The sequence below is a fragment of the Schaalia turicensis ACS-279-V-Col4 genome (assembly GCF_000296505.1).
GTDB lineage: Bacteria > Actinomycetota > Actinomycetes > Actinomycetales > Actinomycetaceae > Pauljensenia > Pauljensenia turicensis_A.
On the sequence record NZ_JH815208.1, the window covers coordinates 154345 to 177068 of the forward strand.

Annotated in this window: 27 protein-coding genes; 3 read left to right on the top strand and 24 right to left on the bottom strand. The window is 58.8% G+C overall.

Going from position 1 to position 22724, the window contains the following annotated elements:
• Window positions 1-12: 12 nt before the first annotated feature.
• From HMPREF9241_RS00690 to HMPREF9241_RS00730, 9 genes are all read right to left on the bottom strand, one after another.
• Complete coding sequence (locus HMPREF9241_RS00690; protein ID WP_006680346.1) at window positions 13-201, bottom strand: hypothetical protein; 189 nt, start codon at window positions 199-201, stop codon at window positions 13-15.
• Entirely contained in the window at window positions 198-611 is a 414-nt protein-coding gene (locus tag HMPREF9241_RS00695; RefSeq protein ID WP_006680347.1) for a hypothetical protein, read from the bottom strand. The genes HMPREF9241_RS00690 and HMPREF9241_RS00695 overlap by 4 nt, the downstream gene beginning before the upstream one ends.
• A 216-nt stretch (window positions 612-827) precedes the next feature.
• Window positions 828-1808 carry an N-acetylmuramoyl-L-alanine amidase gene (locus tag HMPREF9241_RS00700; RefSeq protein WP_006680348.1) on the bottom strand — a complete coding sequence of 327 codons (981 nt, stop codon included), beginning with the start codon at window positions 1806-1808 and terminating at the stop codon, window positions 828-830.
• Complete coding sequence (locus HMPREF9241_RS00705) at window positions 1808-2263, bottom strand: phage holin family protein (RefSeq protein ID WP_006680349.1); 456 nt, start codon at window positions 2261-2263, stop codon at window positions 1808-1810. Before HMPREF9241_RS00705 ends, HMPREF9241_RS00700 begins: the two co-directional genes overlap by 1 nt.
• An 82-nt stretch (window positions 2264-2345) precedes the next feature.
• Window positions 2346-2564: a hypothetical protein gene (locus tag HMPREF9241_RS00710; RefSeq protein WP_004007216.1), complete on the bottom strand. Its 219-nt coding sequence runs from the start codon at window positions 2562-2564 to the stop codon at window positions 2346-2348.
• Window positions 2565-2712: 148 nt separating this feature from the next.
• The gene (locus HMPREF9241_RS00715) at window positions 2713-4119 is read right to left on the bottom strand and encodes a DNA cytosine methyltransferase (RefSeq protein ID WP_006680351.1); all 1407 of its coding nucleotides are present in this window, start codon (window positions 4117-4119) and stop codon (window positions 2713-2715) included.
• On the bottom strand, window positions 4116-5366 hold the full coding sequence (locus tag HMPREF9241_RS00720; protein WP_006680352.1) for a site-specific DNA-methyltransferase: 1251 nt from the start codon (window positions 5364-5366) through the stop codon (window positions 4116-4118). Before HMPREF9241_RS00720 ends, HMPREF9241_RS00715 begins: the two co-directional genes overlap by 4 nt.
• Window positions 5338-6528, bottom strand: a complete 1191-nt coding sequence (metK, locus tag HMPREF9241_RS00725; RefSeq protein ID WP_006680353.1) for a methionine adenosyltransferase — start codon at window positions 6526-6528, stop codon at window positions 5338-5340. Before metK ends, HMPREF9241_RS00720 begins: the two co-directional genes overlap by 29 nt.
• Before the next feature lie 81 nt (window positions 6529-6609).
• The gene (locus tag HMPREF9241_RS00730) at window positions 6610-7182 is read right to left on the bottom strand and encodes a P27 family phage terminase small subunit (protein ID WP_040318329.1); all 573 of its coding nucleotides are present in this window, start codon (window positions 7180-7182) and stop codon (window positions 6610-6612) included.
• A 50-nt stretch (window positions 7183-7232) separates the two neighbouring features.
• Here HMPREF9241_RS00730 and HMPREF9241_RS00735 point away from each other — a divergent pair, with 50 nt between their 5' ends.
• Together HMPREF9241_RS00735 and HMPREF9241_RS00740 are read left to right on the top strand one after the other, a co-directional pair.
• On the top strand, window positions 7233-7922 hold the full coding sequence (locus HMPREF9241_RS00735) for a ClbS/DfsB family four-helix bundle protein (protein WP_083856912.1): 690 nt from the start codon (window positions 7233-7235) through the stop codon (window positions 7920-7922).
• Window positions 7915-8367: a hypothetical protein gene (locus HMPREF9241_RS00740; protein ID WP_006680356.1), complete on the top strand. Its 453-nt coding sequence runs from the start codon at window positions 7915-7917 to the stop codon at window positions 8365-8367. The genes HMPREF9241_RS00735 and HMPREF9241_RS00740 overlap by 8 nt, the downstream gene beginning before the upstream one ends.
• Here HMPREF9241_RS00740 and HMPREF9241_RS00745 read toward each other — a convergent pair.
• The 8 genes from HMPREF9241_RS00745 to HMPREF9241_RS00780 all read right to left on the bottom strand — a co-directional run bounded on the left by HMPREF9241_RS00745 (window position 8347) and on the right by HMPREF9241_RS00780 (window position 16894).
• Window positions 8347-10836: a glycoside hydrolase domain-containing protein gene (locus HMPREF9241_RS00745; RefSeq protein WP_006680357.1), complete on the bottom strand. Its 2490-nt coding sequence runs from the start codon at window positions 10834-10836 to the stop codon at window positions 8347-8349. The two genes, HMPREF9241_RS00740 and HMPREF9241_RS00745, sit on opposite strands and share 21 nt — an antisense overlap.
• Window positions 10837-11244: 408 nt before the next feature.
• A complete protein-coding gene (locus tag HMPREF9241_RS08905) occupies window positions 11245-11622 on the bottom strand; it encodes an HNH endonuclease (RefSeq protein WP_006680358.1) in 378 nt (125 codons plus the stop codon).
• 158 nt (window positions 11623-11780) lie between these two features.
• Window positions 11781-12239 (bottom strand): ArpU family phage packaging/lysis transcriptional regulator, encoded by a 459-nt coding sequence (locus HMPREF9241_RS00755; protein WP_006680359.1) that lies wholly within the window; start codon window positions 12237-12239, stop codon window positions 11781-11783.
• Window positions 12230-13606 carry a DEAD/DEAH box helicase gene (locus HMPREF9241_RS00760; protein WP_006680360.1) on the bottom strand — a complete coding sequence of 459 codons (1377 nt, stop codon included), beginning with the start codon at window positions 13604-13606 and terminating at the stop codon, window positions 12230-12232. The genes HMPREF9241_RS00755 and HMPREF9241_RS00760 overlap by 10 nt, the downstream gene beginning before the upstream one ends.
• On the bottom strand, window positions 13587-13865 hold the full coding sequence (locus HMPREF9241_RS00765) for a PDDEXK family nuclease (RefSeq protein ID WP_006680361.1): 279 nt from the start codon (window positions 13863-13865) through the stop codon (window positions 13587-13589). The genes HMPREF9241_RS00760 and HMPREF9241_RS00765 overlap by 20 nt, the downstream gene beginning before the upstream one ends.
• A 133-nt stretch (window positions 13866-13998) precedes the next feature.
• The gene (locus HMPREF9241_RS00770; RefSeq protein WP_006680362.1) at window positions 13999-16257 is read right to left on the bottom strand and encodes a phage/plasmid primase, P4 family; all 2259 of its coding nucleotides are present in this window, start codon (window positions 16255-16257) and stop codon (window positions 13999-14001) included.
• Window positions 16254-16694, bottom strand: coding sequence for a DUF7768 domain-containing protein (locus HMPREF9241_RS00775; protein ID WP_006680363.1), 441 nt, complete (start codon window positions 16692-16694; stop codon window positions 16254-16256). Before HMPREF9241_RS00775 ends, HMPREF9241_RS00770 begins: the two co-directional genes overlap by 4 nt.
• The gene (locus tag HMPREF9241_RS00780; protein ID WP_006680364.1) at window positions 16691-16894 is read right to left on the bottom strand and encodes a hypothetical protein; all 204 of its coding nucleotides are present in this window, start codon (window positions 16892-16894) and stop codon (window positions 16691-16693) included. The genes HMPREF9241_RS00775 and HMPREF9241_RS00780 overlap by 4 nt, the downstream gene beginning before the upstream one ends.
• Before the next feature lie 242 nt (window positions 16895-17136).
• Between HMPREF9241_RS00780 and HMPREF9241_RS00785 the strand changes: the two genes are divergently transcribed.
• Complete coding sequence (locus HMPREF9241_RS00785) at window positions 17137-17319, top strand: hypothetical protein (RefSeq protein ID WP_131367586.1); 183 nt, start codon at window positions 17137-17139, stop codon at window positions 17317-17319.
• Between the two features lie 100 nt (window positions 17320-17419).
• Here the strand turns inward: HMPREF9241_RS00785 and HMPREF9241_RS00790 are convergent, their stop codons facing one another.
• The 7 genes from HMPREF9241_RS00790 to HMPREF9241_RS00820 all read right to left on the bottom strand — a co-directional run bounded on the left by HMPREF9241_RS00790 (window position 17420) and on the right by HMPREF9241_RS00820 (window position 22705).
• The gene (locus HMPREF9241_RS00790) at window positions 17420-17665 is read right to left on the bottom strand and encodes a hypothetical protein (protein WP_006680366.1); all 246 of its coding nucleotides are present in this window, start codon (window positions 17663-17665) and stop codon (window positions 17420-17422) included.
• Between the two features lie 426 nt (window positions 17666-18091).
• Window positions 18092-20059 (bottom strand): DNA polymerase, encoded by a 1968-nt coding sequence (locus HMPREF9241_RS00795; protein ID WP_006680367.1) that lies wholly within the window; start codon window positions 20057-20059, stop codon window positions 18092-18094.
• 72 nt (window positions 20060-20131) lie between these two features.
• Window positions 20132-20320 carry a hypothetical protein gene (locus HMPREF9241_RS00800; RefSeq protein ID WP_006680368.1) on the bottom strand — a complete coding sequence of 63 codons (189 nt, stop codon included), beginning with the start codon at window positions 20318-20320 and terminating at the stop codon, window positions 20132-20134.
• 13 nt (window positions 20321-20333) lie between these two features.
• Window positions 20334-20885, bottom strand: a complete 552-nt coding sequence (locus HMPREF9241_RS00805) for a DUF2815 family protein (RefSeq protein WP_006680369.1) — start codon at window positions 20883-20885, stop codon at window positions 20334-20336.
• Between the two features lie 17 nt (window positions 20886-20902).
• Window positions 20903-22039 (bottom strand): DUF2800 domain-containing protein, encoded by a 1137-nt coding sequence (locus tag HMPREF9241_RS00810; RefSeq protein WP_006680370.1) that lies wholly within the window; start codon window positions 22037-22039, stop codon window positions 20903-20905.
• Window positions 22032-22430 carry a hypothetical protein gene (locus HMPREF9241_RS00815; RefSeq protein WP_006680371.1) on the bottom strand — a complete coding sequence of 133 codons (399 nt, stop codon included), beginning with the start codon at window positions 22428-22430 and terminating at the stop codon, window positions 22032-22034. The genes HMPREF9241_RS00810 and HMPREF9241_RS00815 overlap by 8 nt, the downstream gene beginning before the upstream one ends.
• Complete coding sequence (locus HMPREF9241_RS00820) at window positions 22427-22705, bottom strand: hypothetical protein (protein WP_006680372.1); 279 nt, start codon at window positions 22703-22705, stop codon at window positions 22427-22429. The genes HMPREF9241_RS00815 and HMPREF9241_RS00820 overlap by 4 nt, the downstream gene beginning before the upstream one ends.
• Window positions 22706-22724 lie beyond the last annotated feature (19 nt).

Consider the following 22724-nt stretch of genomic DNA (forward strand, 5'->3'; position numbering starts at 1 on the left):
TCCATCTACGCTCTAAACCCGCGTTTTATCCAGTCGAACCCGCAAAATCAGCCCACCAACAACAGCAGGAAACTCCCCCGCCACACGAGTCAACACCACGCGGGCTTCACTGTCCGTCAGTGCACCAGTGTCAGTGAGCCGATCAATGAACCCCACAACCCTGGCTAGATCAACCTCGGCATCAAACACGCCCTTGGTCATCGACTGCCACCCTTGGTGCCGAACCGGTGGCGGATGTAGCAGGCATGGCAGCAGTACTTACGCCCCGCATTCCCATACGCTTGAAAAGGCATGTCACAGTTTGCGCACGTGAACTCATAGAAGGCTTTGCGGGTGCCTGCTTCTGGGTGGGTATGCCAGAACGCCCGCCGATGCTCGCTACAGCAAAATGATGGTTTCTTCCCATCCGCGCGTTGCGACAGTTTGATTCCGCACCAGCGGCACCACCGCCCATCAGGGTCAGCTTTCGCTGTTGGTTCGATACCTGTGCGGGTGACATAGGCGCGGATCTGATCGCGGCTGACCGCAAGACGTGCAGCGATCGCCTTATACCCAAGCCCGCCCAAGCGCATGCGCCTGGCTGCTTGTTTTTCTCTCTCATCTAACGCCATCACTGGCCTCCTCTCCGTAGAAGGCCACGAATGCGTGCCGAGTTAACCCTTCGCCGGAGGTCGCGTGTGGGCCTTCTGCCCATACGCCCTCGGGCACCTGCGAATCCGGACGGGTAAGAAAACCTCAAGAATGATGAAAAGCCCCGCCACCACCGGCTCCCCGAGAATCTGGGAAGTCACAGTGGTGACGGGGCTAAGTTCGTTGACCTCTAGCTGTTAGTAGCCGAGCTTGGCGTTGACTCGCGCCTGGACAGCGCTGTAGAGATTTCCGAGGCGGCGCTTACGATCTTCACCGTTGCCGTACTCGCCACGGATCACGGTGTCGGCAAGAGCATCAATGTTGGGACCCGCAGGCTTGGCGGCAGGTGCACGGCCCGCGAGCTTCTCATTTACGCGAGCTTGCACGGCGGCGTAGTTGGCTCCGAGGCGGAGCTTGCGCTCCTCCCCATTGCCGTAATCACCGCGAATCACTGCATCAGCCAATGCGTCGATGTTGGGCCCTGCTGGCTTCGGGGCGGATGCGTTGCCGGAAAGCTTCTCGTTCACTCGCTGTTGGACAGCCGCGTAGTTGGCTCCGAGGCGGAGCTTACGCTCCTCCCCGTTCCCGTACTCGCCGCGAATCACCGCGTCGGCGAGGGTGTCGATGTTCGGCGTTGCAGGAGCAGGTGCTGGTGCTGGTGCTGGGGTGTTGCCGGTCATTTGGTCATACCAAGACTGGGCGCGAGCCATGTAGGCGGTGTGCTGGGAGCCAGCCAATGAGGCTGGGCAGGCGGTTGGGATGAAGTCTTTGTGCCCGAACACGTTCTTGCCCCACGCCGGGCGGCCAAGGCCGTAGAACTTGCAAACGGCCGCGACGAGGTGTGCACCGTTATCCAGGCAGGCTTCGGATACCGCCCACGGGTTCGAGGACACGTCGGCGTGTTCGATGCCGATACTGGTGGTGTTGGCGGCAAAGTTGCCTGCATGCCAAGCGGTGTCGCGGTCCCATACGAGCTGGCCGATTGTGCCATCGGTTTGGACTTGGTAGTGGGCGGATGCAGGACGGGACTGCCACACGTCGTAGCAGCCCCTGATGGTGAGGTTTCCGGCGTTGTGGTGGATGATGACCTTATCGATCCGCCTGCCGTTGCGGCCGGGTGTGTAGTGTGTGTTCATGATGAGGTCGATGTCGGCCTCAAGCGTGTTCCAATTCTTCATCAGTGAATCTCCTTTTCAGTGGTTGGTGGTTCGGTGAGTGAGGGTCTGGTTTCGGCGCGATTGGCGATCGCATCGAGCGCCCCGCGCATCTGCGCCGGGACAGGCAGACCCAATCGGGTGGCGTTCTCTACGAGGGAGATGCCTTCGTTGGATAGGTAGAAGAAGATGACCGCCGCGCGTAGGACTCCGGGTGCTCCGAGGATGTGGACGTCGATCAAATGGGCGAGGCCGACGAGGGTGAAGATGAGGATCTTTCGGCTGATACCCCTGAAACCAACTGCGCTGGAGAGGCGGCGCTCGTTGATGGCGGCCAGCACCCCGGTGATGTAGTCGGCGATAGCGAAGACGATCAGCGCATAGACGAGGCCGTCGAGGCCTCCAAGATAAGCGGCGAGCCAGGCACCAATACCAGCGATCCCGGTTTGGATGGCGTGCCAGATGGCGTGAAGAGACATGGGAATGATTCCTTTCGTGGGCATAAAAAATTGCCCACACCCATCTGGGGTGAAGGCATCTAAAAATTGGTGTAGTACTGGGCTACATGGTCGGGTCGGTGAGGACCTCGAGAATTGGCAGGCTCAAGTCGAAGGACGCCGCCTTGGGCGCTGGGAGTTCTTGGGCTTCGATGGTCTCTGCTGGTGGTGAGGGCGTGGCATCTGACTCAACTGGGACGATCGGAAGCTGAACCTCATCACCGGAAGAGGATTCATGAGCGGAGGGTTGGGTCAGCTCTGTTTTCTCGTTTTCAATGCTCATTGGTTGTCCTTGGTGATGGCGTCGTAAAGGACGTCGTAGGCTTCAGCCGCTTCGCCAGAAAGCTCACCCTCATGACCATCCTCCATCTCCTCTTTCCTCTAGTTAGGGGGTCGTTTGGTCATGTACATACAGCCATAGGTGCGAGCGCTTATCCAGTCCTTGCGCGAGCAAAATTCTTCAGTCTTTCAAGGACGTGGCGAGCCACGGGCAAAGCGATCCCGTTGCCCCACAACTTGTATTGCGCCGAATCCGACGTCGGGTCTGCGAGCCAGCTGGCGACCTGCTTGCGGGAGCGCGGCCTAACGCCTCGGAGGCGGTTCCATTCGGCCCACACGTCCACCCAGTAGTCGAGCTGGGCATCGGTGGGGTCGGTGATGGCGAGCTGGTCGCACCAGTCGTCGGGGAAGCCCTGCAACCGGGTGCACTCGACCGGCGTCAACCGTCTGGGGCGCAGCGACGAGCTGGCGACCATGGGCGGGTCGGTGTAATCCGTGGCCAGCAGCGCACCTGCCTGATCCTTGGTGGTGCGGGTGAAATAGTCGGCCTTGGATGCGGCATAGACGGGTTCCAAGATGACCATGCCGCCTTGGTTGCAGGTCGGCTCTCCGCCTTTCAGGTCGAGGGTTTTCGACACTTCTGCTTCGTAGCCGTAGTGGCCGCCACCGCTGCGGGACTGGTGGATCGAATTCAGGCCAAACACCCTGCGTTCCTCTGGGGCGTCGAGGAGGATGGGGACGTTGGTGGGTGAGTTGCCCATCCGGGCAGTCAGCGTCTGCACCACCCCCAAGGAGTTGACGGTCAACCTCGAGTCCTGCGGATGATGATCCATCAATATCACCGAGCTGCTACGGCCTCCAAGGCTTGCTTCAGGGGTGTGGGCATGGTCTTGTTCTTGCGTGCCGCCCGATTCAGGATTCCTTGGCAGGCTCGCGGGCTCAAAAAGAATCTCGGGTGCGGATCGGCCTGCAAAATCTGCGACAAGGTAGATGCGGCGGCGTCGTTGGGCGAGGCCGAAATGTTGCGCATCGAGTACACGCCACGCAACCGAGCATCCGCCTGCCACGACGGTCCCAGCGTCGGCCCACCGCGTGTCAGGAACAGGCACGTCAGGGACGGACGGCGCGACGACCTGGATGAGGCTCGTGAGGACGGCGGCGAAATCCGCCCCTTGGTTGGAGGAGAAGGCTCCCGGCACGTTCTCCCAGACAGCAAATCGGGGATATTGGTCATTAGTCGCCTCCCTCATTTCCTTGATGATGCGAACAGCCTGAAAGAACAGGCCGGAACGTGAACCTGCCAGCCCGGTCTGCCGTCCTGCGACCGACAGGTCTTGGCACGGCGACCCGAACGAGATGATGTCCACCGGCTCGATCACGGTGCCGTCGATAGTGTTGACGTCGCCGAGGTGGGTGACCGCGGGCAGACGGGTGGTGGTGACGAGGATCGGAAACGGCTCCACCTCGGACGCCCAGACGGGGCGGATACCGACGTTGAGGGCGGCGAGTGGGAAGCCGCCCGACCCGTCAAACAGAGAGCCAAGCGTCAACGCGGTCATGTGGTGCCTCGATCCACTGCCTTCACGACATCCAGGTAGGCGAGCTGCTGGCTGTCGCGGAGACACGTGATTCCTGCGGCGTCTCCGGTGGCGTCGGCGTAGCGGCGCAGGATCACGGAGGCGTATTTTTCGTCGAGTTCCATGCAGTAGGCGATGCGGTCGGTTGCCTCAGCTGCCATGAGTGTGGAGCCTGAGCCTGCGAAGGTGTCGAGCACGATCGTGTTCGCCTGGGTGGAGTTCCCGATCGGATACGCCAACAAATCCAGCGGTTTGGAGGTGGGGTGGTTAGCGTTGCGGCGGGGCTTGGCGAAGTTCCAGATCGTGGTTTGTTTCCGGTCGGCGTACCACTTGTGCTTACCCGTCTTCACCCACCCGAATAGCACCGGCTCGTGCTGCCACTGATACGGGGAACGTCCCAATACGAGGGAATCTTTAACCCAAATACAACAGCCCGACAGGTAGAAACCAGCATCTTGAAAAGCGCGACGGAAGTTCAATCCTTCAGTGTCAGCGTGGAACACATACGCGGATGCGCCCTTCTCACACACGCCCACCATGTTCGAAAACGCTGATAACAGGAAATCGTAGAACTTATCGCCATCCATCTTGTCGTTCTTGATGGACAATCCGGATCCTGATTCGAAGGCGACGTTATATGGCGGATCGGTCAACACAAGATTCGCACGCTTACCATCCATCAACAACTCGACGTCCTCGGCGCTGGTGGCGTCGCCGCACACGAGTCGGTGGCGGCCAAGCGTCCAGATATCCCCACGCTCCACGAAAGTAGCAGCTTCTAACGCGGCGGTGAGGTCAAACTCGTCATCCTCCACCTCACCCTCATCCAATGAGCCGATAAGCTGCGCGATCTCAGCGTCATCGAAACCGGTGAGTTCAGCGTCGAAATCCGAAGCATCGAGGTCGGCAATCAAGAGTGAGAGTTTGTCCTGGTCCCATTCGCCGCTGATCTTGTTGAGCGCGATGTTGAGTGCTTTCTCGCGCGTCTCATCCAGCTCCACGACGATCACGTCCACGTCCGTGTGGCCGAGGTCTTCGAGCACTTTCAAGCGCTGATGACCACCAATGACATGCCCGGTGGTGGAGTTCCAGATAACGGGCTCGACGTAGCCAAACTCGGTCAGGGATCGCTTGAGCTTCTCGTATTCGGGATCGCCGGGCTGGAGGTCTTTACGAGGGTTGTAGTCAGCGGGCTTCAGCTCAGCTATTGGCATTGTTTTCATGAGCATGCTTCTTCACCGCCTTCCCTAAAGCATTAACGTGAGCGAACGAGCTCTCCCAGCGCAGACCGGCATGGCCGAAGTGACCGTAGGTTGAATACTGTGTAAAGCCAGGCTTGCGAAGGTTCAAGGCGTCGATGATTGCTCCGGGGCGCAGCGGAAACACTTCCCGCGCAGCAGCAGTGAGGATCTCGTCAGAGTATTCGCCGGTGCCGAGGGTGTCGATGGTGAAGGCGACCGGATCAGCTTTCCCAATCGCATAACTGATCGCCACCTGACACTCATGAGCCAGACGAGCGTCGACGATCGTGCGGGCGATCAGGCGCGTCATATAGGCACCCGAACGGTCAACCTTCGAGGCGTCCTTGCCCGAGAACGCGCCACCACCATGGAGCGCGAGTCCGCCGTAGGTGTCGACCATCAGCTTGCGGCCCGTCAGACCCGTGTCTGCTTTCGGCCCACCAACCGTAAAAGATCCGGAGGGGTTGACGAGAATCTCGGTGTCGGCGCTGATCGACAGGTACGGTTTGCACGCGGGTGCGACGATCAGTGTTTTGACCTCAGCTGCAAGCTCATCCAGATCCTTGATCTTCTCGTGTTGGATCGACACCACCACCGTCTCAACCGCCACGGGCCTACCAACATCGTCGTAACGAACTGTCACCTGCGCCTTACCATCGGACTTGATCCCGGTGATCGTGCCGTCCTTGCGCGCCTTATCGAGGCGGGCGCAAATCTCGTGTGAGAGCACAAGCGGCAATGGCAAACGCTCCGGGGTCTCGACCGTGGCGTAACCGAAGACGGTGCCTTGGTCACCTGCTCCTTGGAGGGCGAATTCGGTGTCGTCACCGAACCGTGCTTCGAGCGATCGGGTGACTCCTGCGTTGATGTCTGGGGATTGGCGGTGTGTCCAGACGAAGACGAGGAACTTCCACGGCACATAACCCGCCTTTACCAGCGCGTAACGCACCGATTCACGAATACGCGGCCGGCAGGTAGTGGTGATTTCACCTGTGACGATAATCCGTCGCCCAGATGCCATCACTTCTACTGCAACGCGGGCAACAGGATCCTCATAGAGGATATCGTCAAGGATCGTGTCAGCGATCAGATCGCAGAGCTTATCGGGATGGCCGACACACACGGCCTCAGCAGTCTTCGTAACAGACATACACACACTCACTTTCAGATCAAAAGGGGCGAAACAAAACGCCCACCCGTCAAACACAGGCAGGCACGAAAAAGGGTTGTTTTAGGAGCGGGCTTTGAGCAGTTGCTCCATCACGTCATCACCAGGAGCTGCGCCCGAGTAGTCGGTGGTGCAGGTGGCGCGCACGATCTCGTAAATCTCATACCAATACACATTCGCTTGCTTCCCAAACGACTGGCTCATCGCCACAAATGGGCTAGCGATCGCGGCACCCGTGGTCGGATGCTTGCCAAGCAGGCCGAACTTGGAGATCGCCTGCTCGCACTGCACATACCGCGCGAAAGACTGCGCATAGGATTCAATCAAGCGCGGTGCAACAAACTGGGAACAGCCGCGTTGGTCGAGCCATTGCCATGTTTCTCGGTAGACGAGGTCAGCGCCGAGTGGTTTGCCATCGCGCTGAATGTCGGAGAGATAATCCGATGGTTCAGGCATGGTCTCACCAGCAAGCACCGCACCATCACCAATATCAGAGCCTTCAAAGTCGAACGGCTCACCCAGCGGATCCTCAAGCCGAGTGGCTGGGCGGCCAGCTGCGAGCTTCTCATTCAGCGGATCAGGCTTCGCTCCCGCACGGACGCGGCGGCCACCACGGTTCGTTCCGTCTTTCGCCACGGCGTAAGCCTCCTCTACTAATTTCGTGCCGTCTTGTGTTGCAATTAGGTATGGGTCGAGCGAAAACGAAAACGGAACTGTTAGAAGCAACCACTTCCCAATGGGATGTGCTGCAAGCATTGATTGACTCCATGCGACCAGAGATAGAAAAGGTCAGCCTGTTTTTCGGTGCTGACTTCGACCGTCCTGAACCCCACTGGGGCAGAGACAAGAACCTACGCGATGTCCTTGCCCACCTATACGCGTGGCAAAAGATGCTGTTCGACTTTGTTGACGCTAATCAAAACGGGACCGCCCAGTCATTCCTGCCCGCACCTCACACGTGGCGAACCACGCCAGCACTGAATACGGAAATCTGGGAGCAATACCAAGACACGCCACTGGGCGACATACAGGAGATTCTGGCCTCGAGCCATTCGCAGATCATCGAGCTCATCGGCAAGTTCACCAACGAGGAGCTATTCACCAAGAAGTATTTCCCCTGGACAGGCGGCACATCGCTGGGCTCCTATTTTGTGTCGGCGGCGCCTAGCCACTACGACTGGGCGATTAAGAAGCTCCGCGTCCACAATAAAGCCAACAAAACAAATTCCTGCCTCAGGATAGCGCCCAGCGGTTTCCTATTACGTGGCAGTTTAGACAGGCATGGAGACAGTTCCAACATCGATGAGCTTTCAGTCAATAGTGAAGTTGGCTTATCTCTGACTAGGTATGGTGAGGGAAAGGGCACTGATGCGTGATATCGTCAAAATCGCTCTGGTCTATGCCGTATGTGTTCTGGTATTCCAGACTGTTTTTCTCAGCGACCTGGTGTGGGTGCTGTACCCTGCGGCAGTCATTGAACCGATTCTCATACCTGTAGTCGCATTATTAATCACCCGGAAAATCCAGGTAGCAGACTGGCAGCTAAACTTTTTTGTTTTGCCACTCTTGCTTTACTGCTTTGGCTTGGTTGCTGACAGTATGGCATTTTGGATTTCAACTGGAGGAAGCGTGTTTGCAACCGGAAATCACATTTGGTATCAAGTAGCTTCAGATTCTCCTTCGGATGTTAAATGGTGCGGACTTTACGGAATCCCAGCTGTCATTTTCATGGCAGGCTACCTGATTCGTTTAGTGATACGAAAACGGGTAGCCTGCCATGTTTCTGAACCTAATAATCCGTCAGAAAATGAAGTTCGCTAGTTTCTCGCAGGCTTTATTATTTACCTCTGAGGAAATTGAACCAGCTAGCTTTCGCCTTAGAACCCTACCTGGGACTCCTGACATGACTGAAGTGAATGCTGCCAACGCTCCTGATGTATTTGAGGCATTAACGCTGGTGGCAATCTGCTTGAATCTGTTGGCTAGTTTGCTGGAGTTGTTGTAGTACTCTCGCAGTGTTGCTGACAGAAGATGAGCGTTGGAGTCGTTGCCGTTTTCTAGCGTGTTAGCGATGACGATGGCGTCTCCGTCACAGCAGAGGTCGTCACGGTTACAGTTGTTTCCTACCGATTCCCATTCTCCCTTGTCGTTTTTCTTGTCAAGTACTAGCCCCTTCAAGCCAGGATGCTGACGGTAATCGTTACCTTGACCGATTAGAGCTGTGGCCACCTGATCCAGGTTCGCACTGGGATTCCACTCAAGTGTTTTCTGAATATTCTCCATGGCAGTAGCTAGGTCTCCGGCCCAGCCAGTCCACGCATCAGGGATAACATTCCAGTTGGTGTATCCAAGTGTTGTTGCCGCCAGATGCGCCAGATCAACCGATTCTCCGGTCTTGTCGGTCATGGATTGCCGCCACGTGTTATCAATATAGCGATTCAAGGCAGCGATGATCTTCTTGCCTACAGCGTCCTTCTCGAGTACGCTCGCGTCAGCACTCCTGAAACTTTCGGCAGACACGGACCAATTCACCGCAGATCCACTACCACCGTCACGCAGGTAGGCTTTTGCTAAATAGTTGAGGATGCAACGCCAAGTCGGAACGGCAATCCGCGTTCCCGCACCATGAGAACCCGCAACGTAGTCTTTTCCAACCTTGCCACTGGCACGAAGTTCTTCGAAGCGTTTCTCTAAATGCCAGATCAGATCAATCGGAGCCAGCTTGGTGTAATCAATGCTGGTGTCGGGCGCAGCGCCACCGGCACTCGAAGGAGCAACATGATCAACTGCCGCTGCTTGTCCTGAATAGGCGACCCTGTCTAGGTCAAAACCAGCACCCTTGTAGTCACTGATTTCAGTGAACTGGTCATAGTTCCAATCGTCAGGAATAGGGAAGCCAAGGTTGCCAGAAAATCCTGTAGACATGTCCGAGACGAACGCGCTTCCAGCGTAGCCGGCTTTAATGATGCGGCTACAAATGTTACGCGAGGCGTAGATGCCTACTTTGTATCCGCCTCCCAGGCTTCCACGCACACCCTGGAAATACGGAAGAATGTGACTTGTGACCTCGGGGTCGGTCGCGTCGAAATCAACTGCGAAATAGATATACGTTCCCGGAATGCCAAGTCTTTGGGCTGCTTGCCTTGCGAGCGTCGCGTGCCGAGCGCCGTTTTCCCGCGTGAAATGTCGAAGCTTGGTTGAGTACTCCTGGAAAATCGGGAAGAACTTCATTCCTCCGTTGGTGATGCGTTCAAGTTCTCCGGGGCGAATTGCTTTGAAATAGTCAGACGGATCTTTTGAATCCTGATTCGGCTCAGTCAGGTAACGTCCTACGATCTCATAGCCGTTCGCCTTAAGTAGGTTGAGTCGCTCAGCCGTAATCTCGAAGCGTGTATCGCATGCTTTGCAGGCGCGATTCGGATCACCTTTCGAGGTCAACAGGCTCATCCATGTAGTCGAGTCGACCACCCCGCTTCGTGGGAGCTGATACTTTGCTTGGAATTGCGGAACGAACGTTGACAGTGCGGTTTGTGCAGAAGGATAGATATCGGGAGAAATCCGGTTACACACTAGAGCAACCTGAGCTAGCCAAGCCCACTTCGGTAAACTTGCCGCATTGCTGGGTGTAACTATTGTTAGACGCGCTTTGGTGCCATTGCCGAAATTACCTGTGGCTTCCGCAGGGCTAAATCCTTCAATGGCTTGCAAGACCTGAATCAGAGCAGTGTTCATTTCCCGACCGTAGAGTCCATCGGTTGGGATGATTCCGGTATAAGCGCGATACTGTTGGTTGATTTGTTGCTGTGCTTGCCGAATCGCTGAAATGCCCCCATAAGAGCGAAGCAGGACGAATTGCTGCATTGACAACAGCGCTTTCATGACGTCGAGCGTCACAGTGGAATCTCCACCAATGCCCATGTCGCTCTTAAGCTGTTTGATGGCCTTTCCAGTTCCGCTATAGAAATGCGTAGTGATATCGCTGGCACCAGCAGAATATCCCTTGCACCACAAAGCACCTTGGATAATGCCGTACACATTAGAAGTCTCCTGCGCACCGTCATCCTGCTGGTGGATGCCGTTAGGCCACCGAGACTGGAAGCGACTGATAGTTCCCGGTCCGAAATTGTTCGCCGTTGTCGTAATACCCAGCTCGATTTGCAGGGCCCGAATCAAAGCGTTGACCGTGCCCCAGCCGGTATATCCGTCCTCTACGACTGAACCGAAACCAGCCTTGCTCCTATAGGTGCGATTGAGCCATTGCTGTGTTTTTAGCACCATTTGATCTGTCATGATTCCTCCTTTTTAGAAACCAGTTTGTTAATTCAAGACAGGCGAACACCTGCCAGGGAGGGATCCAGAACACCGGATGAGAAGCTCCGAGTTTTTTGCCCTCACCTGTACGTCCCTGGGAAACCCAAATCCGGACGGACAAAGCGCAAGAAAACCGAGCAACACTCAGCGGGATTTCACCCCTCACTGGTACTGCCGACGAAGCCCGAAGTGTTAATACCTTGTTTGATTCGGGGACTTTGCGCGCGGTTGGCCCCGCCCGCTGACCTGTGCCAAGGCTGTAGAGATTCGACGGCCCTACCCCTCGTCAGGCTTTCGACGGTGGCTCGTGTTCGGCAAACGCCAGGCGGGTAGGCAACTTTGAAGTTCTAAATGATCGACGCGACAGGCGCGAACGTAGCGGGCTCGTCAATACGAGTAGACCCTAGATGCTTGCCTCCAGCGATCATCATCGAGCGCACTCTGGCGCGAGTGGCAGGGCTTACACAAGGCGCGGAGGTTATCAAAGTCGTGGGAGCCACCGTGCTCAAGCGGGAGAACGTGGTGGACTTCCTGTGCGGGCGTGTACCGGCTGGCCGCGAGGCAGTCTTCGCAGAGCGGGTGGGCGGCGACGTAGGCGGCGCGGATTTTACGCCAGCGCGCGCCGTAGCGGGCGTTGATCTTCGGATCACGCTGATACTTCCGATAGTGTGCGTCTTCCACCTTCGCGTGCTGCTCGCAGAAACGTTCGTGGGTGAGCTCAGGGCAACCAGGATGGGAGCACGGGGACGCTGGTTTGACCGGCATCGCTTGCTCCTTCCCACTGGATGTGGTGAAGCCCCAAGACTCCCGTGTGTGGGTTCTTGGGGCTTTTCCTACTTTTCAACCACCTACATCATTGCAGGCCGGAAACGGTAAATGCATCCGCCGTTCCTGACACCTTTTGGCGCAAGGGTGCAAAACCCTCACAAACGGCCATACAGAGCGGTCGCAAGACGAGCCAGCGCGCGCGACTTCTTCTGGTAGGCGGTCGTGCGCTCAACATAGAAGTGGTTGCAGATCTGCTGGACCGCATCATCCTGGGTACCCTCGCCGAGGAAGAACGCCTCCAACACCAACCGGTCATCCTCGGAGAGGATCTCCCATGCAGGCAGGAACCAGTCCATGTACTGGCGCGCCTCAGCGTATCGGGCTTTGTAGGTGTCGATGCGCTCGATCGTTGCAACGATGCTGTTCTCCGAAGCGTGAAGGTCGCCTGATGGCGGGGTGCCGTCCATACGTGGGGATGCGGGGCTAGCCGCATCCGCATAAGCCGCCTTGATCTGCTCGTCGGTACTCTCGATGATCTGTTCCATCACCGCATAATCCTGTAACGCAGCGATCGCAGCTTTCCTTGTGTCGAGGTACTTCGTCATCACATGCATGACGACTCCTTCCTGCTTGTGGTTGTGAGTTCGGTGGCGACCGCGTCAATCAACGCAGCCTGCGTAGCGTCTTTCGCATCAAGGGCTTTAAGGACGGCTTCATCGAGCGTCCCCTCAGCAACCAGATGCGTGATCGTGACCGGCTCTAATTGCCCTTGCCGATACAAGCGAGCGTTCGTCTGCTGGTAAAGCTCCAAAGACCAGGTAAGCGAAAACCACACCAGCAGATGCCCACCTGCCTGCAGGTTCAATCCGTGACCGGCAGATGCTGGGTGGATCAGTGCGAGGGTGATCGCACCTTTGTTCCATGCCTCGATATCCGCGCTTGTTTTCAGTTCGCGAGCCTGCGGGAATCGCGCGATGATGCGTTCGCGGTCGTGAGTAAACCAGTAGGCCACGAGCAGTGGGTTGCCGTTGGCTGCCTCGACGAGGTCTTCGAGGGCGTCAAGCTTCCGATCATGAACCGCCGTCCATTCGCCATCGCCCGTGTAGATCGCGCCCGATGCCAACTGCAGGAGCTTGCCCGACAACGCAGCAGCATTCGCAGCATCAATCGTCGCCTCACCAAGTTGGAGGACGAGGTCGGCTTTGAGTTGCTCGTAGACCTTGCGTTCTTTCGGCTCCAACTTCACGGGCATCGTCGTGACCGTCAATTCCGGTAGCTGCAGGTGGTCGGTGGTGCGCATCGACAACGTCATGTCTGCGATGGCGTCGTAGATCTCGTCCTCCGCCCCCTCGCGGGGTTTATAGGTGAACACCTGCATCCCATTGCGCTTATCGGGGGTGAACCAGCGCTCGCGGTAGCGGGTAATGAAACGGCCCAAACGCTCGCCGCCGTCGAGGAGCCGGAACTGTGCCCAGATATCCATCAACCCGTTGGATGCTGGTGTTCCGGTCAGGCCTACCCAACGCTTCACGTGCGGACGAACCTTCACCAATGCCGTGAATCGTTTCGCCCGGTGGTTTTTGAAGGAGGACAGTTCGTCGATGACGACCATGTCGAACGGCCAGCCATCGCCGTACTGACCCACGAGCCAGGGGATGTTCTCCCGGTTGATGACGGTCACCATCGCAGACGCCGCGAGAGCGTTCAGCCGGTCTTGTTTGGTGCCGACAGCGACCGATACGGTCAAACCTCGCAGGTGATCCCACTTCGCTATTTCGGTTGGCCACGTATCGCGGGCTACCCGCAGTGGTGCGATGACGAGGACGCGGTGGATGGTGAAGTAGTCGAGCATGAGCTGCCAGATCGCCGTCAACGTGATCACCGATTTGCCCAAACCCATCCCAAGGAAGATCGCGGCCTCGTCATGGTCGATGATGAAATCGGTCGCTTGACGTTGGTAGTTATGCGGCGTGTAGTGCATCAAGCACCTCCTGTATGCCGTCCATCGAATCAACAACCAACGCGGTGAAGCCTTGCTGGCGTAGCTGGTTCATCCGTCGGCGTTGGATCGGCCGAGGCTTTTTGCCGGGGGCTTTCACTTCGACGAAGACGACCTGGCCTCCCATCAGGCATAGCCGGTCAGGTACGCCACTGGTTCCAGGGCAGACAAGCTTCCAGCACAAGCCCCCGGAGGCTTCAACGGCCTTTTTGAGCTGGGCTTCGATGTGGTGTTCGTTCATGGTCACTCCTTGAGTGGTTTTCCACGGGGTGACGACTGGTGACGGTTGGATTTGAACTTTTCTAAAGGCGATATTTTTATGGCCTTAGTAATAGTTCAATACCGGTCGTCACCGGTCGTCACCCTCATCGGGTTTAGCTGTTGAATTCGCTGGTCAGAGCTAGTCCGTAGACGTACATGCCGTGCTTGGACTTGCGTCGTTCAAACCCGGATTGTTCGAGAGTGGCGTTGAAGTCGACCATCGGCCGCGCCCACCCGCTGGTGGATTGCGCCCACGCCCGATACTCCTGATACAGGTCACCGGCGCGTTCGGATAGGGCCGGGTCCACCTCGCAGCGGGCGTCAAGGAATTGGGCGAACCAGTTGTTCTCTTCCCGATATGCGCTTGAGGCAGCGACCACTTGGGCGGGCGGGGTGAGCTGGTACTCCTCGGCGTGGATGAGCCGCGCGCCTTCCATGATCCATGCAAGTACCGCTCCGCCGGCGGTCTCGTAGAGGTAGTCGGCGTAGTTCTTCACATCGGAGCTACCCTCGATGACCGCGTTGAACGGGATCACGATGAGCCTGCGCCAGATGCCCGCATCCATCGCGCCCACCCTCGGTAGGTGGTTTGTGTAGAGGATGAGCGTGTGGGACGGGGTGAACGCGAACGGCGCCTTGTACTTCTTCTCCGCGTAGATCTGGTCGGTGGAGGCGAGCTGTTTAACCGTCGAGGTCGACAGTCTTACGCCTTCTTCGGACTCGGCGGCGATGATGAGCCGTTTGCCTTTCGCCTCGGCAAGTTCAGGTTTGACGTTCCGGTTCCCGCCAATGGTGAGCACGTCGGCGGACATGTTGCCCGCATACGTGCCGAGCACTCTCGCGATCGTGTTCCAGAACGTGGACTTGCCGTTGCGGCCGTCCCCGTAGGCGATTACAAGCGCTTCGACCATGACCTTCCCGACCGCTGCCAGCCCGACGATCCGCTGCACATATCCGATCAGCTTCCGGTCGGATTCGAAGAACACGTCGAGCGCCTGTTTCCAGATGTCTGTGCCCGTGTCGGTGGGGTCGAGCGCAGTTTGTTTCGTGATCAGATCCAGCGGGTTATGGTCACGTCGGGTGCCGTCACGCACATCCCATGTCCCAGACGGCGTGTTGAGGAGATACGGGTCAGCGTCCAGTTGATCGGGCGTGGTGAGCAGCATCGGGTGCGCTTCCCGCAGGCAGGAGGTGATTGCCCGGGACTCACGGCGTTTCAACACGAACGCCTCGTAGGCCTTCGCATCCTCGAACGCCCGGTAGGCGGCCCGCTGAGCTGACGTGAAACCGGCGAGTGCTTTCGCTTTCGATGAAGCGGCTGCAAGCACCGCATCCGCGCCCGTCACCGCGAGCTGGTCGCGGGCTTTCTCCAACAGATGGCCGGCCTCGGCTAGTTGCCGGTCGGTCAGTTCCTGGGCGATGCCTTGCGCAGCAGGCGCAGACTCAGACCACACGCCCCCGTCGTAGACGAGCCAGTCTGTGGCTTCCGTAAATGCCAGACGTGACGAGTATTCTGCGGTGAGCATCGAAGCTTGCCCCACATCGGTGAAATCATCCGGCCGCAGGCTCGTCAGCTCCGCGTACACTTCCGGCGAGAGGTAGTCCGGATCGGCAGCGACTTTGGCGGCGAACCGGCACGCCGAGCCCCAGATCGACTCCAACTCGTGATCCGACAGGGGCGGCTCGCACAGCAATGCTTTCCGATCGAACAGGTCACGGGCCTGTGCGGTCTGCCCGTAACGGATCAGGACACGCCCGGCGAAGCGGGACAGGGTGGCGTTGCGGGAGCCTTCCCCGATCACCTGGGTCGAGGCATCGAACGCTGCGAACACGTCGATCTCATCGGCTTCGTCCAGCCAAGCATCCAGTAGCTTCGTGCCGTCGTGGACGGTGACCTCGGGGTTGGTGGTGCCGTAGATGAACCGTCCGGCATCCAACGCCTGCGGGTCGAAGAACCTGAACCGGGCTGCCAGGCGGCGCTTCAACCCCGCATAGGTATCTGCGTCCGTGACTTCGGTGATCGGGAAGTAGACGTGGAAACGAGGCCTCGCCGACAGCACGCCCTTCGCCTTCTGGTGGTTCCGGGAAGTGGCGGTCATGAACTCGACTCCAGCCATCAACTCGGCGAGCTTCTCCGGTGTGACCCAGTCGGACGATTCTTCGGTGTGGTCGTTGTCGATGTCCATCACCACACAATCCGAGGACACGAAACTCGCCGACGAGCGCCGATCGCCAGTGTAGGTGGCGGCGACGTGATCCCACCTGGCCACCAGCTGCAGGTCAGCCTGGTCGGTGACGTGGTGGTGGTTCGGATAGTGGTTGTTGTGCGGGTTGCCGCTGTTGGTCGCGGCGCACAAGGTAAACGGGGTCATGCGGGGTGCACCTCCTGGAAGTCGGCGTTGAAGAAGCGGACGGGGATGTTCATCTGGTGGGCCCAGTCGATTTCGGCGCGCATCCCTGCCGACACATGTCCGATGTAGGCCCATAGCTGTTCGCATTTCGACAGCAGGATGCGGTTGAAGAACATGACCAGCTCACGGGCATCCGGGTCGGTGTCGTCCATGAACTGCGGATAGTGCAGATGCGGGGCGAGTGGGATCCGGCGTGCCGACACCGCGAACGCGCAGAACCGGCGGGCAAGTTTCACGTTGGCGTCGATGTCTCCGGAGTACGGGGAGCAGATGTACACCAAGGGCCGATACCCGTACTCGGCGCGCTGGATTTCTTTCAGCGCCTTGTAGCAGGTGGGGTCGGGGTATCCTTCGATGTTCTTCTTCGGGATACCGATGTCGAGGGCAGCGGCGGTCATGACTGGTCTCCCGTCTGCCCGAAGGCGAGAGCGTGGTAGGCGTCGATCATTCGCGCCTGGCAGGCGACCTGTTGCTCCAGGTTGTCGATGCGGGCATGAGCCACGCGCAGGGCATCCAGTAACGCGATAGCTGTCTGTAGTGGGTCAGTGTCGAGGTCGCGTAGGAACGTGGCGACGCGTGGATCATTGGGGCATATCATGAGTCGGCTCCATTTCTGAGAGCCTGATAGACAAGTAGGTGGCGCGGTTACGCACATGGCTCTCAGTAGGAGGCCAGAAACCAGCAGGGAGTTAACCCCCTCGGCAGAGTTTCTGGTCACTGAGCTTTGAGGCTCTCGCCCATACGCCCCTGAGGACCGACGAATCCGGACGGGTCAACCCCAGGTCGATACCGGGTATATCCGGTAGACCTTCCACTACGGGTCAGGTGATCATGAGAGCTATGAGCGAGATGGATAAAGCGACCGTATGGGCGGTGTTCCAGAACATGCGCCTGTTCTGCCTCTTGGAGTACCTGCGTGACCTCGACCAAGCACTGGTGCGGAGCCGGAGTGATGAGCAGATCCGCCAGTACTTGCATGAGCTTCTCGACGCTGACCCGGCAATCGTCCTCGACTACCAGTAGGCCGCCCAGCAAGTTATTACGGTCTACATCAATCCACGCAAAGAGGCGCCCCAACTAGTTGTGCTAGTTAGGACGCCTCTCACATCGACGGTTCAGGAGGTCATGATCGGAAAATAATCTTCACTCCGTCGCTGATTTGCTGAGCGTAGTCACTCAGTTCGGGATCGCTGATCTTTCCTCCGCGTTTCTTGAATATGCGTTGCAGCGCGGGCTTGATCTGTTCTACAGGCTTACCGCGATACTGACGAGCCAGTGACTCGAAATCTCGGTTGTACCCTTTAGCCATTTCATCCATAGCAGGCTGAACGAGCTTCTGAAGAGCTTTCTCGTCAAAATTGATCTTCACGCTCAAACTCCCTGCCGGATAGTAGTGTCTGGATGCCGTTTAGCCGTGGCTTCCGTAACAAAACGGCCGGTAATGGATGAGCGGTGCACTGGACGGTTTCCGCCGTTACCCACCGTTTCTGCAGTCGTTGTACGTGGGCTTCGGCGAGCCGTCGAAGCTTTGACGAATCGCCCTGTAGACGCACTTCGGTGAACAGTTCGTGCCATGAGACACCTTCTTTCTGGCTTTCGCCAAATGGTGAACACTACGCACGAGAGCATGTAGAGTTGGAATCCTAGAGACCAAACTAGGTACCAGCCCCGAACGCCTCGCAACCCCGAGATTCGGGGCTTCGGTGTTCATGGGATAGATTTTACCTGCCTAATTACACTGATGTGATTTCCGTGCGCTCTCGAAACGAACCCTGTGGATAACTTCCAAACCTGGTCAGTCTTTCTGGTAGTAGTCACATTCGTAGCCATCCGCGTTGAGCGGTAGCCCGTCTGCCCAGGCAGGGAGCGTCGCCATGAGAGCACAGGCGTCAGCGACGGTGAAGACCGAGTCTTGGGGTTCGTCGATGACGATTTCGTCGTGGACGTGCATGACAATCCTGTGCCCAGCCTCGGCGACGAGCTGCATGGCGTGGACGAGGAGGTCACGGGCGACTGCTTGGACGATGTTCTCCACGAGTTTCCCGCCGTAGGTTTCCAGTCGACCCCACTTCCTGCCCGTGGTGACGCCGCTGTAGGTGATGGAGGTGCCGCCCCACCGGTTCTCACCAAGCCTCGGCTGCACATACGCCAGCCGTCTGCCCGAGGGCAGGGTGATGAACAAGATGCCCGACTCGACCGAGAAACACAGGTTGCGCAGCCGGAGGGTACTGCGGGTAGTGATCGCGTCGAGGGCGGCCTGCTCGACGTCTGCCCAGAGTTGCACGATGTTGGGGTTGGCTGCCCGCCAGGCGTCGACGGTCGGTTTGAGTTCGTGCTCGGCCAATCCCATCCGCAGCGCACCCATCGCCTTGAGCGCTCCGACGGAGCCGTTGTAACCGCAGGCCAGCGTGGCGATCTTCCCCTTCTGGCGAAGCTCGGCGTTGACGCCATGTTTCTCGACGGGCACGCCGAACATGCGCGACGCGGTTTCGCAGTAGAGGTCTTTGCCGTCACGGAAGGCTCGGAGGGTGGATGTTTCTCGGGCCAGCCAAGCGATCACGCGGGCTTCGATCGCGGAGTAGTCGGCGACGATGAGCCGGCAACCCTCGCTAGGGATGAACGCTGTCCGGATCAATTGGGAGAGCGTGTCTGGGACGGAGTCGTAGAGCAGTTCGAGCGCGTCGAGGTTGCCTTGTCGGGTGAGGGTGCGGGCAGCATCGAGGTCGGGCAGGTAGTTTCGAGGCAGATTTTGGACTTGGACGAGGCGTCCGGCGAACCTGCCGGTGCGTCCCGCGCCGTAGAACTGGATGAGCCCACGAGCCCGTCCATCGCTGCCTGCCACGTTGTGCATCGCCTGGTACTTCTTCACCGAGCTTTTCGCGAGGTCGCCACGCAGCTCCAACACTTCCCGCACCACGCCGGTGGCAGTCTCTAGCGCAGCTGCGACTTCTGCCTTCGCCAAGGACGACATCTTGCAGCCGTTGGTGGTGAGCCAGTCCTTCAACTGGATCGGTGAGTTCGGGTTCTCCAGGCCGGTCAACTCCCGCGCCCTCACCAATGTCGCCGTGCTGTGTTGGCCGTCGAGAGCGACGGCAGCATCTGCAAGGGTGCGGTCAAGCAGGATTCCGGTGTCGTTGATGGTCTGGTCCAGGGCATAGGCGTCCCACTCGGCCTCGGGCATCGGAAATGGCGAGAGCCGGTCGTGGATTGCGAGCTCAACCTCGACGTCGCGCCGGTTATAGTCGACAAACTGCGCCCAGCCGGTTGGGTCAGATGCAGGTAGGTTCCTGGTGCCTCCACCGTTCAACACGCTCGGTGTTGCCGGCGTGCAGAACTGCTTGATCAGCTTCTTGCCCGCGCTGTCTTTCTTGACGTCGAGATCAAGAGCCGTACCGACCGCATCCAAGCTCATCGGCAGACCGAGGTAGGCCGCCCACACCATCGTGCAACGCCACTGCGCCGGATCAAGAAACTCCTCAGCGAGGAGGTCTGGGTGGTGGCGGCGCAGCCACGCCGAGAATGCGACCCGCTCGAAGGCGGCGTTATGCGCCCACTTGACCACGCCAGGATCGACGAGTGCGGCAAGCAGCTCGTCGGGCAGCTGCTGGCCGCTGGCGAGGTCGATGACGTGGACGTCGCCGCTGTCGATGCTGTAGCCGAACAGAAGCAGCTCGAACTCAGGATCAGTGGCATACGGGTACACGCCGGACTTGGTGAGGTTGACGGGGCTGTACGTTTCGAGGTCACAGGCCAATGAGCGCATGGATCAGTCCTTTCATGGACAGATGTGGAGGGAACCACCGTGATCGGCAGTCCCCTCCACAAGGTGATGGTGTTACTCGGGTGCAGTTTCAGTGCGGGCGATATCGTTGGCCGTCACGCGTGCTCGTTCTTCTTCGAGAAGCTTGGCGAAGCGTCGTTCTTCACGCTTGTCGGAGATCCACGACAGCAGTAGCGTGACGCCAACGGGGATCAGGACATAGACCCACACAGCGAGGGTGATCGCCATGAAGCAGTCCTTCATCACGGTGAGCTCCTTAGTTGAGGAAGTCGTCGCTGGCGGCGGGGGTGCCGAAGTCGGACTCAGCGGAGATGCGCCCTGCGCCGAGGGGTTCACCGTCGCGGAGCTTCTGGATGTTGCCCAGCCCGCAGGCGATACCACGGTTCCCGTTCGTGTTGAACGCATAGAACGACAGGCTCACGCGGGCGTAGCAACCCGAATAGACTTCGGAGCGGTCGAGGATCGGGGCGACGTTCTCGTCGACCACCTGCGGCGGGGTCAGCGAGTTCGCGTTGACGAAGTAGGCGTTGGCGTAGGCTTCGTCGTCGCGCTCGGTATCCCCGTCACGCAGCGGCAGTTTCAACGCGGCCTTGTTTGGCCGCTTGCCCCCGAACTTGGCCGTACCGGCATCGATCGCCGCATCGATGGCCTTCTCGATGGCGGTGATGGTGGCGGTGTCGGTCTTCGGGATGATCAGCGACACCGAGTACTTGGGCTTACCGCCCTGGATCGAGTTCGGCTCGAACACGTGGGCATAGGAGAGCCGGACTTCACCGGTGACGATACGAGTCGGATTCTGAGTAGACATGATTGTCCTTCTTTCTGTTAGTTACTGGTTTTCGTGAATTCGGATTCAGCGCTGCGAATGTCGAGCGCGGGTCGTTTGTCGCTCTCGGGTACGAGCGTCGGCTTACCCACCGGCTTGACCACCAGGCCGCCGAGAACCTCGTTGAAGGTCTTCTTGCCCATCAGCTTTTCCATCGCCGTGAGCGTGATGAGGCGCTTGTCGTAGATGTCGTGGTACCCGGCCGCCTCAGCCGCCTCGGAGACGGCGGTTTCGTCGGTGTATTTGCGGACAGACCGGCCTGCGACGAGCTTGAACCCGTCCCACGTCTTGCCCTGGTTCACCGCGAGGGAGAGGGCGTAGGCCTCCACGTCCGCAGCCCACGTTTTGAGCTGTGGAATCCTCGCAAGGACATCCGCGATCTCCGCATCCGTCAGCTCGGCTGGTGGGGTGAACTCCCGCTTGGCGAGCGCCAGGTTGGCTTCGGCTCGTACCCGGCAGGTCGGCGCGATGCGGCAGAACTGACACCACGAGCCGGCCTGGTAGTCGCCTTCGCCGCGGGCAGCCAGGGCAGCGATCGGCTTGACCGTGTTCTCGCCCCATGTGATTAGGTCCTGGGTGCTGATCGTCCAGGTTTCGACGTTGGTGCGACGAGGCTGGAAGATGCTTAGCGCGACTTCCTCGATGTTGTAGAGGGCGTCGAACGCGGCCAGGGCTCCGAGCCCGTAGAGCATGAGCTGTGGGTTCTCTACCGGGGACACCTCAACGCCCATGCCGTACTTCAGGTCAATGACCTGCAAGGTGGGCTCGGCAACGATCACGCAGTCACCGGTCCCGAAGCCGCCCGGGGCGAGGTGGGAGTAGTCCAGGCGCTGCTCGACATACACCTGCGGGTCCGGGCAGTGCTCCCGAGCAGACTCGGGGTGCTGGGCCACGAAGGCGACGTAGTCGTCGGTGTGGCCCTCCATCTCCTCATCAATCCACTCTGAGGTAGGCCGCTTGGCGCGGCGCTTGAGGAACCGCTTGAGCTTGTACTCAGCCAGAGCGTGCGCGGCCGTACCCTGCAACGCTGCGTCCGACGGGGCGTCAGCCACGCCATCTGTGGCGAGTGCGGAGGGCGGGCAATGCACCCACCGGTGAGCACTCGAAGCACTCAAAAGTGCGTGGCTTTCAGGCATGGGCGATCTCCTTAGCCCCAGCCATGATCTGGCCGAACTTGGCCGGGTCTACCTCTGAGAGGGCCTTCGCGCCAGCGTCCAGGATGAGCTGGCGCACCTTGGCGGTGTAGCCCTGCTGGGACAGCTCCGCCAGGAAAGCGCGCACCTCTTCAAGCGTGTACTCGCGCATCGAAGCCGCCTCAGCCTGCTGTGTCTCGATCTGTTCCTCAAGTTCGGCGTGGAAGGAGGGTTCCTCGAGGCGCGCGGCGGAAACAGGCCTGTGGCCAGCCAGCGCGTACTCGTCCTCAATCTGCTCCCAGCCGTCAGCTTCGAGCGCCTGCGCAATCTGGGAAAGGCCCTCCATGGTGTGGTTGATGCCCGCGACCAGGGCATTGCGGTGCTGCGGGTTCATGCCGCAGCACCACCGTTGTCGTAGGTGAGCTTGCTGCCTGCCGGGTGACGCTCGATGGACGCGTTGAGAGCTGTCTCATCGACCTCGGGCTTTGTTGAACGTCGAGTCAGGGTCACGTCATGAACCCACCGCCCTGGCACAATCAACATCAGCTCGTTGATCGGGCCAAACAGCCAGCGCAGGATGCGCTCCCTGATATTCACTCGTGCGAGGTTGACATCGGCGGCCGGGTCCGGCGCCTCGTCGATACCGACTCGAATATGACGACCACTCATGATTCATGTCCTTTCAGTT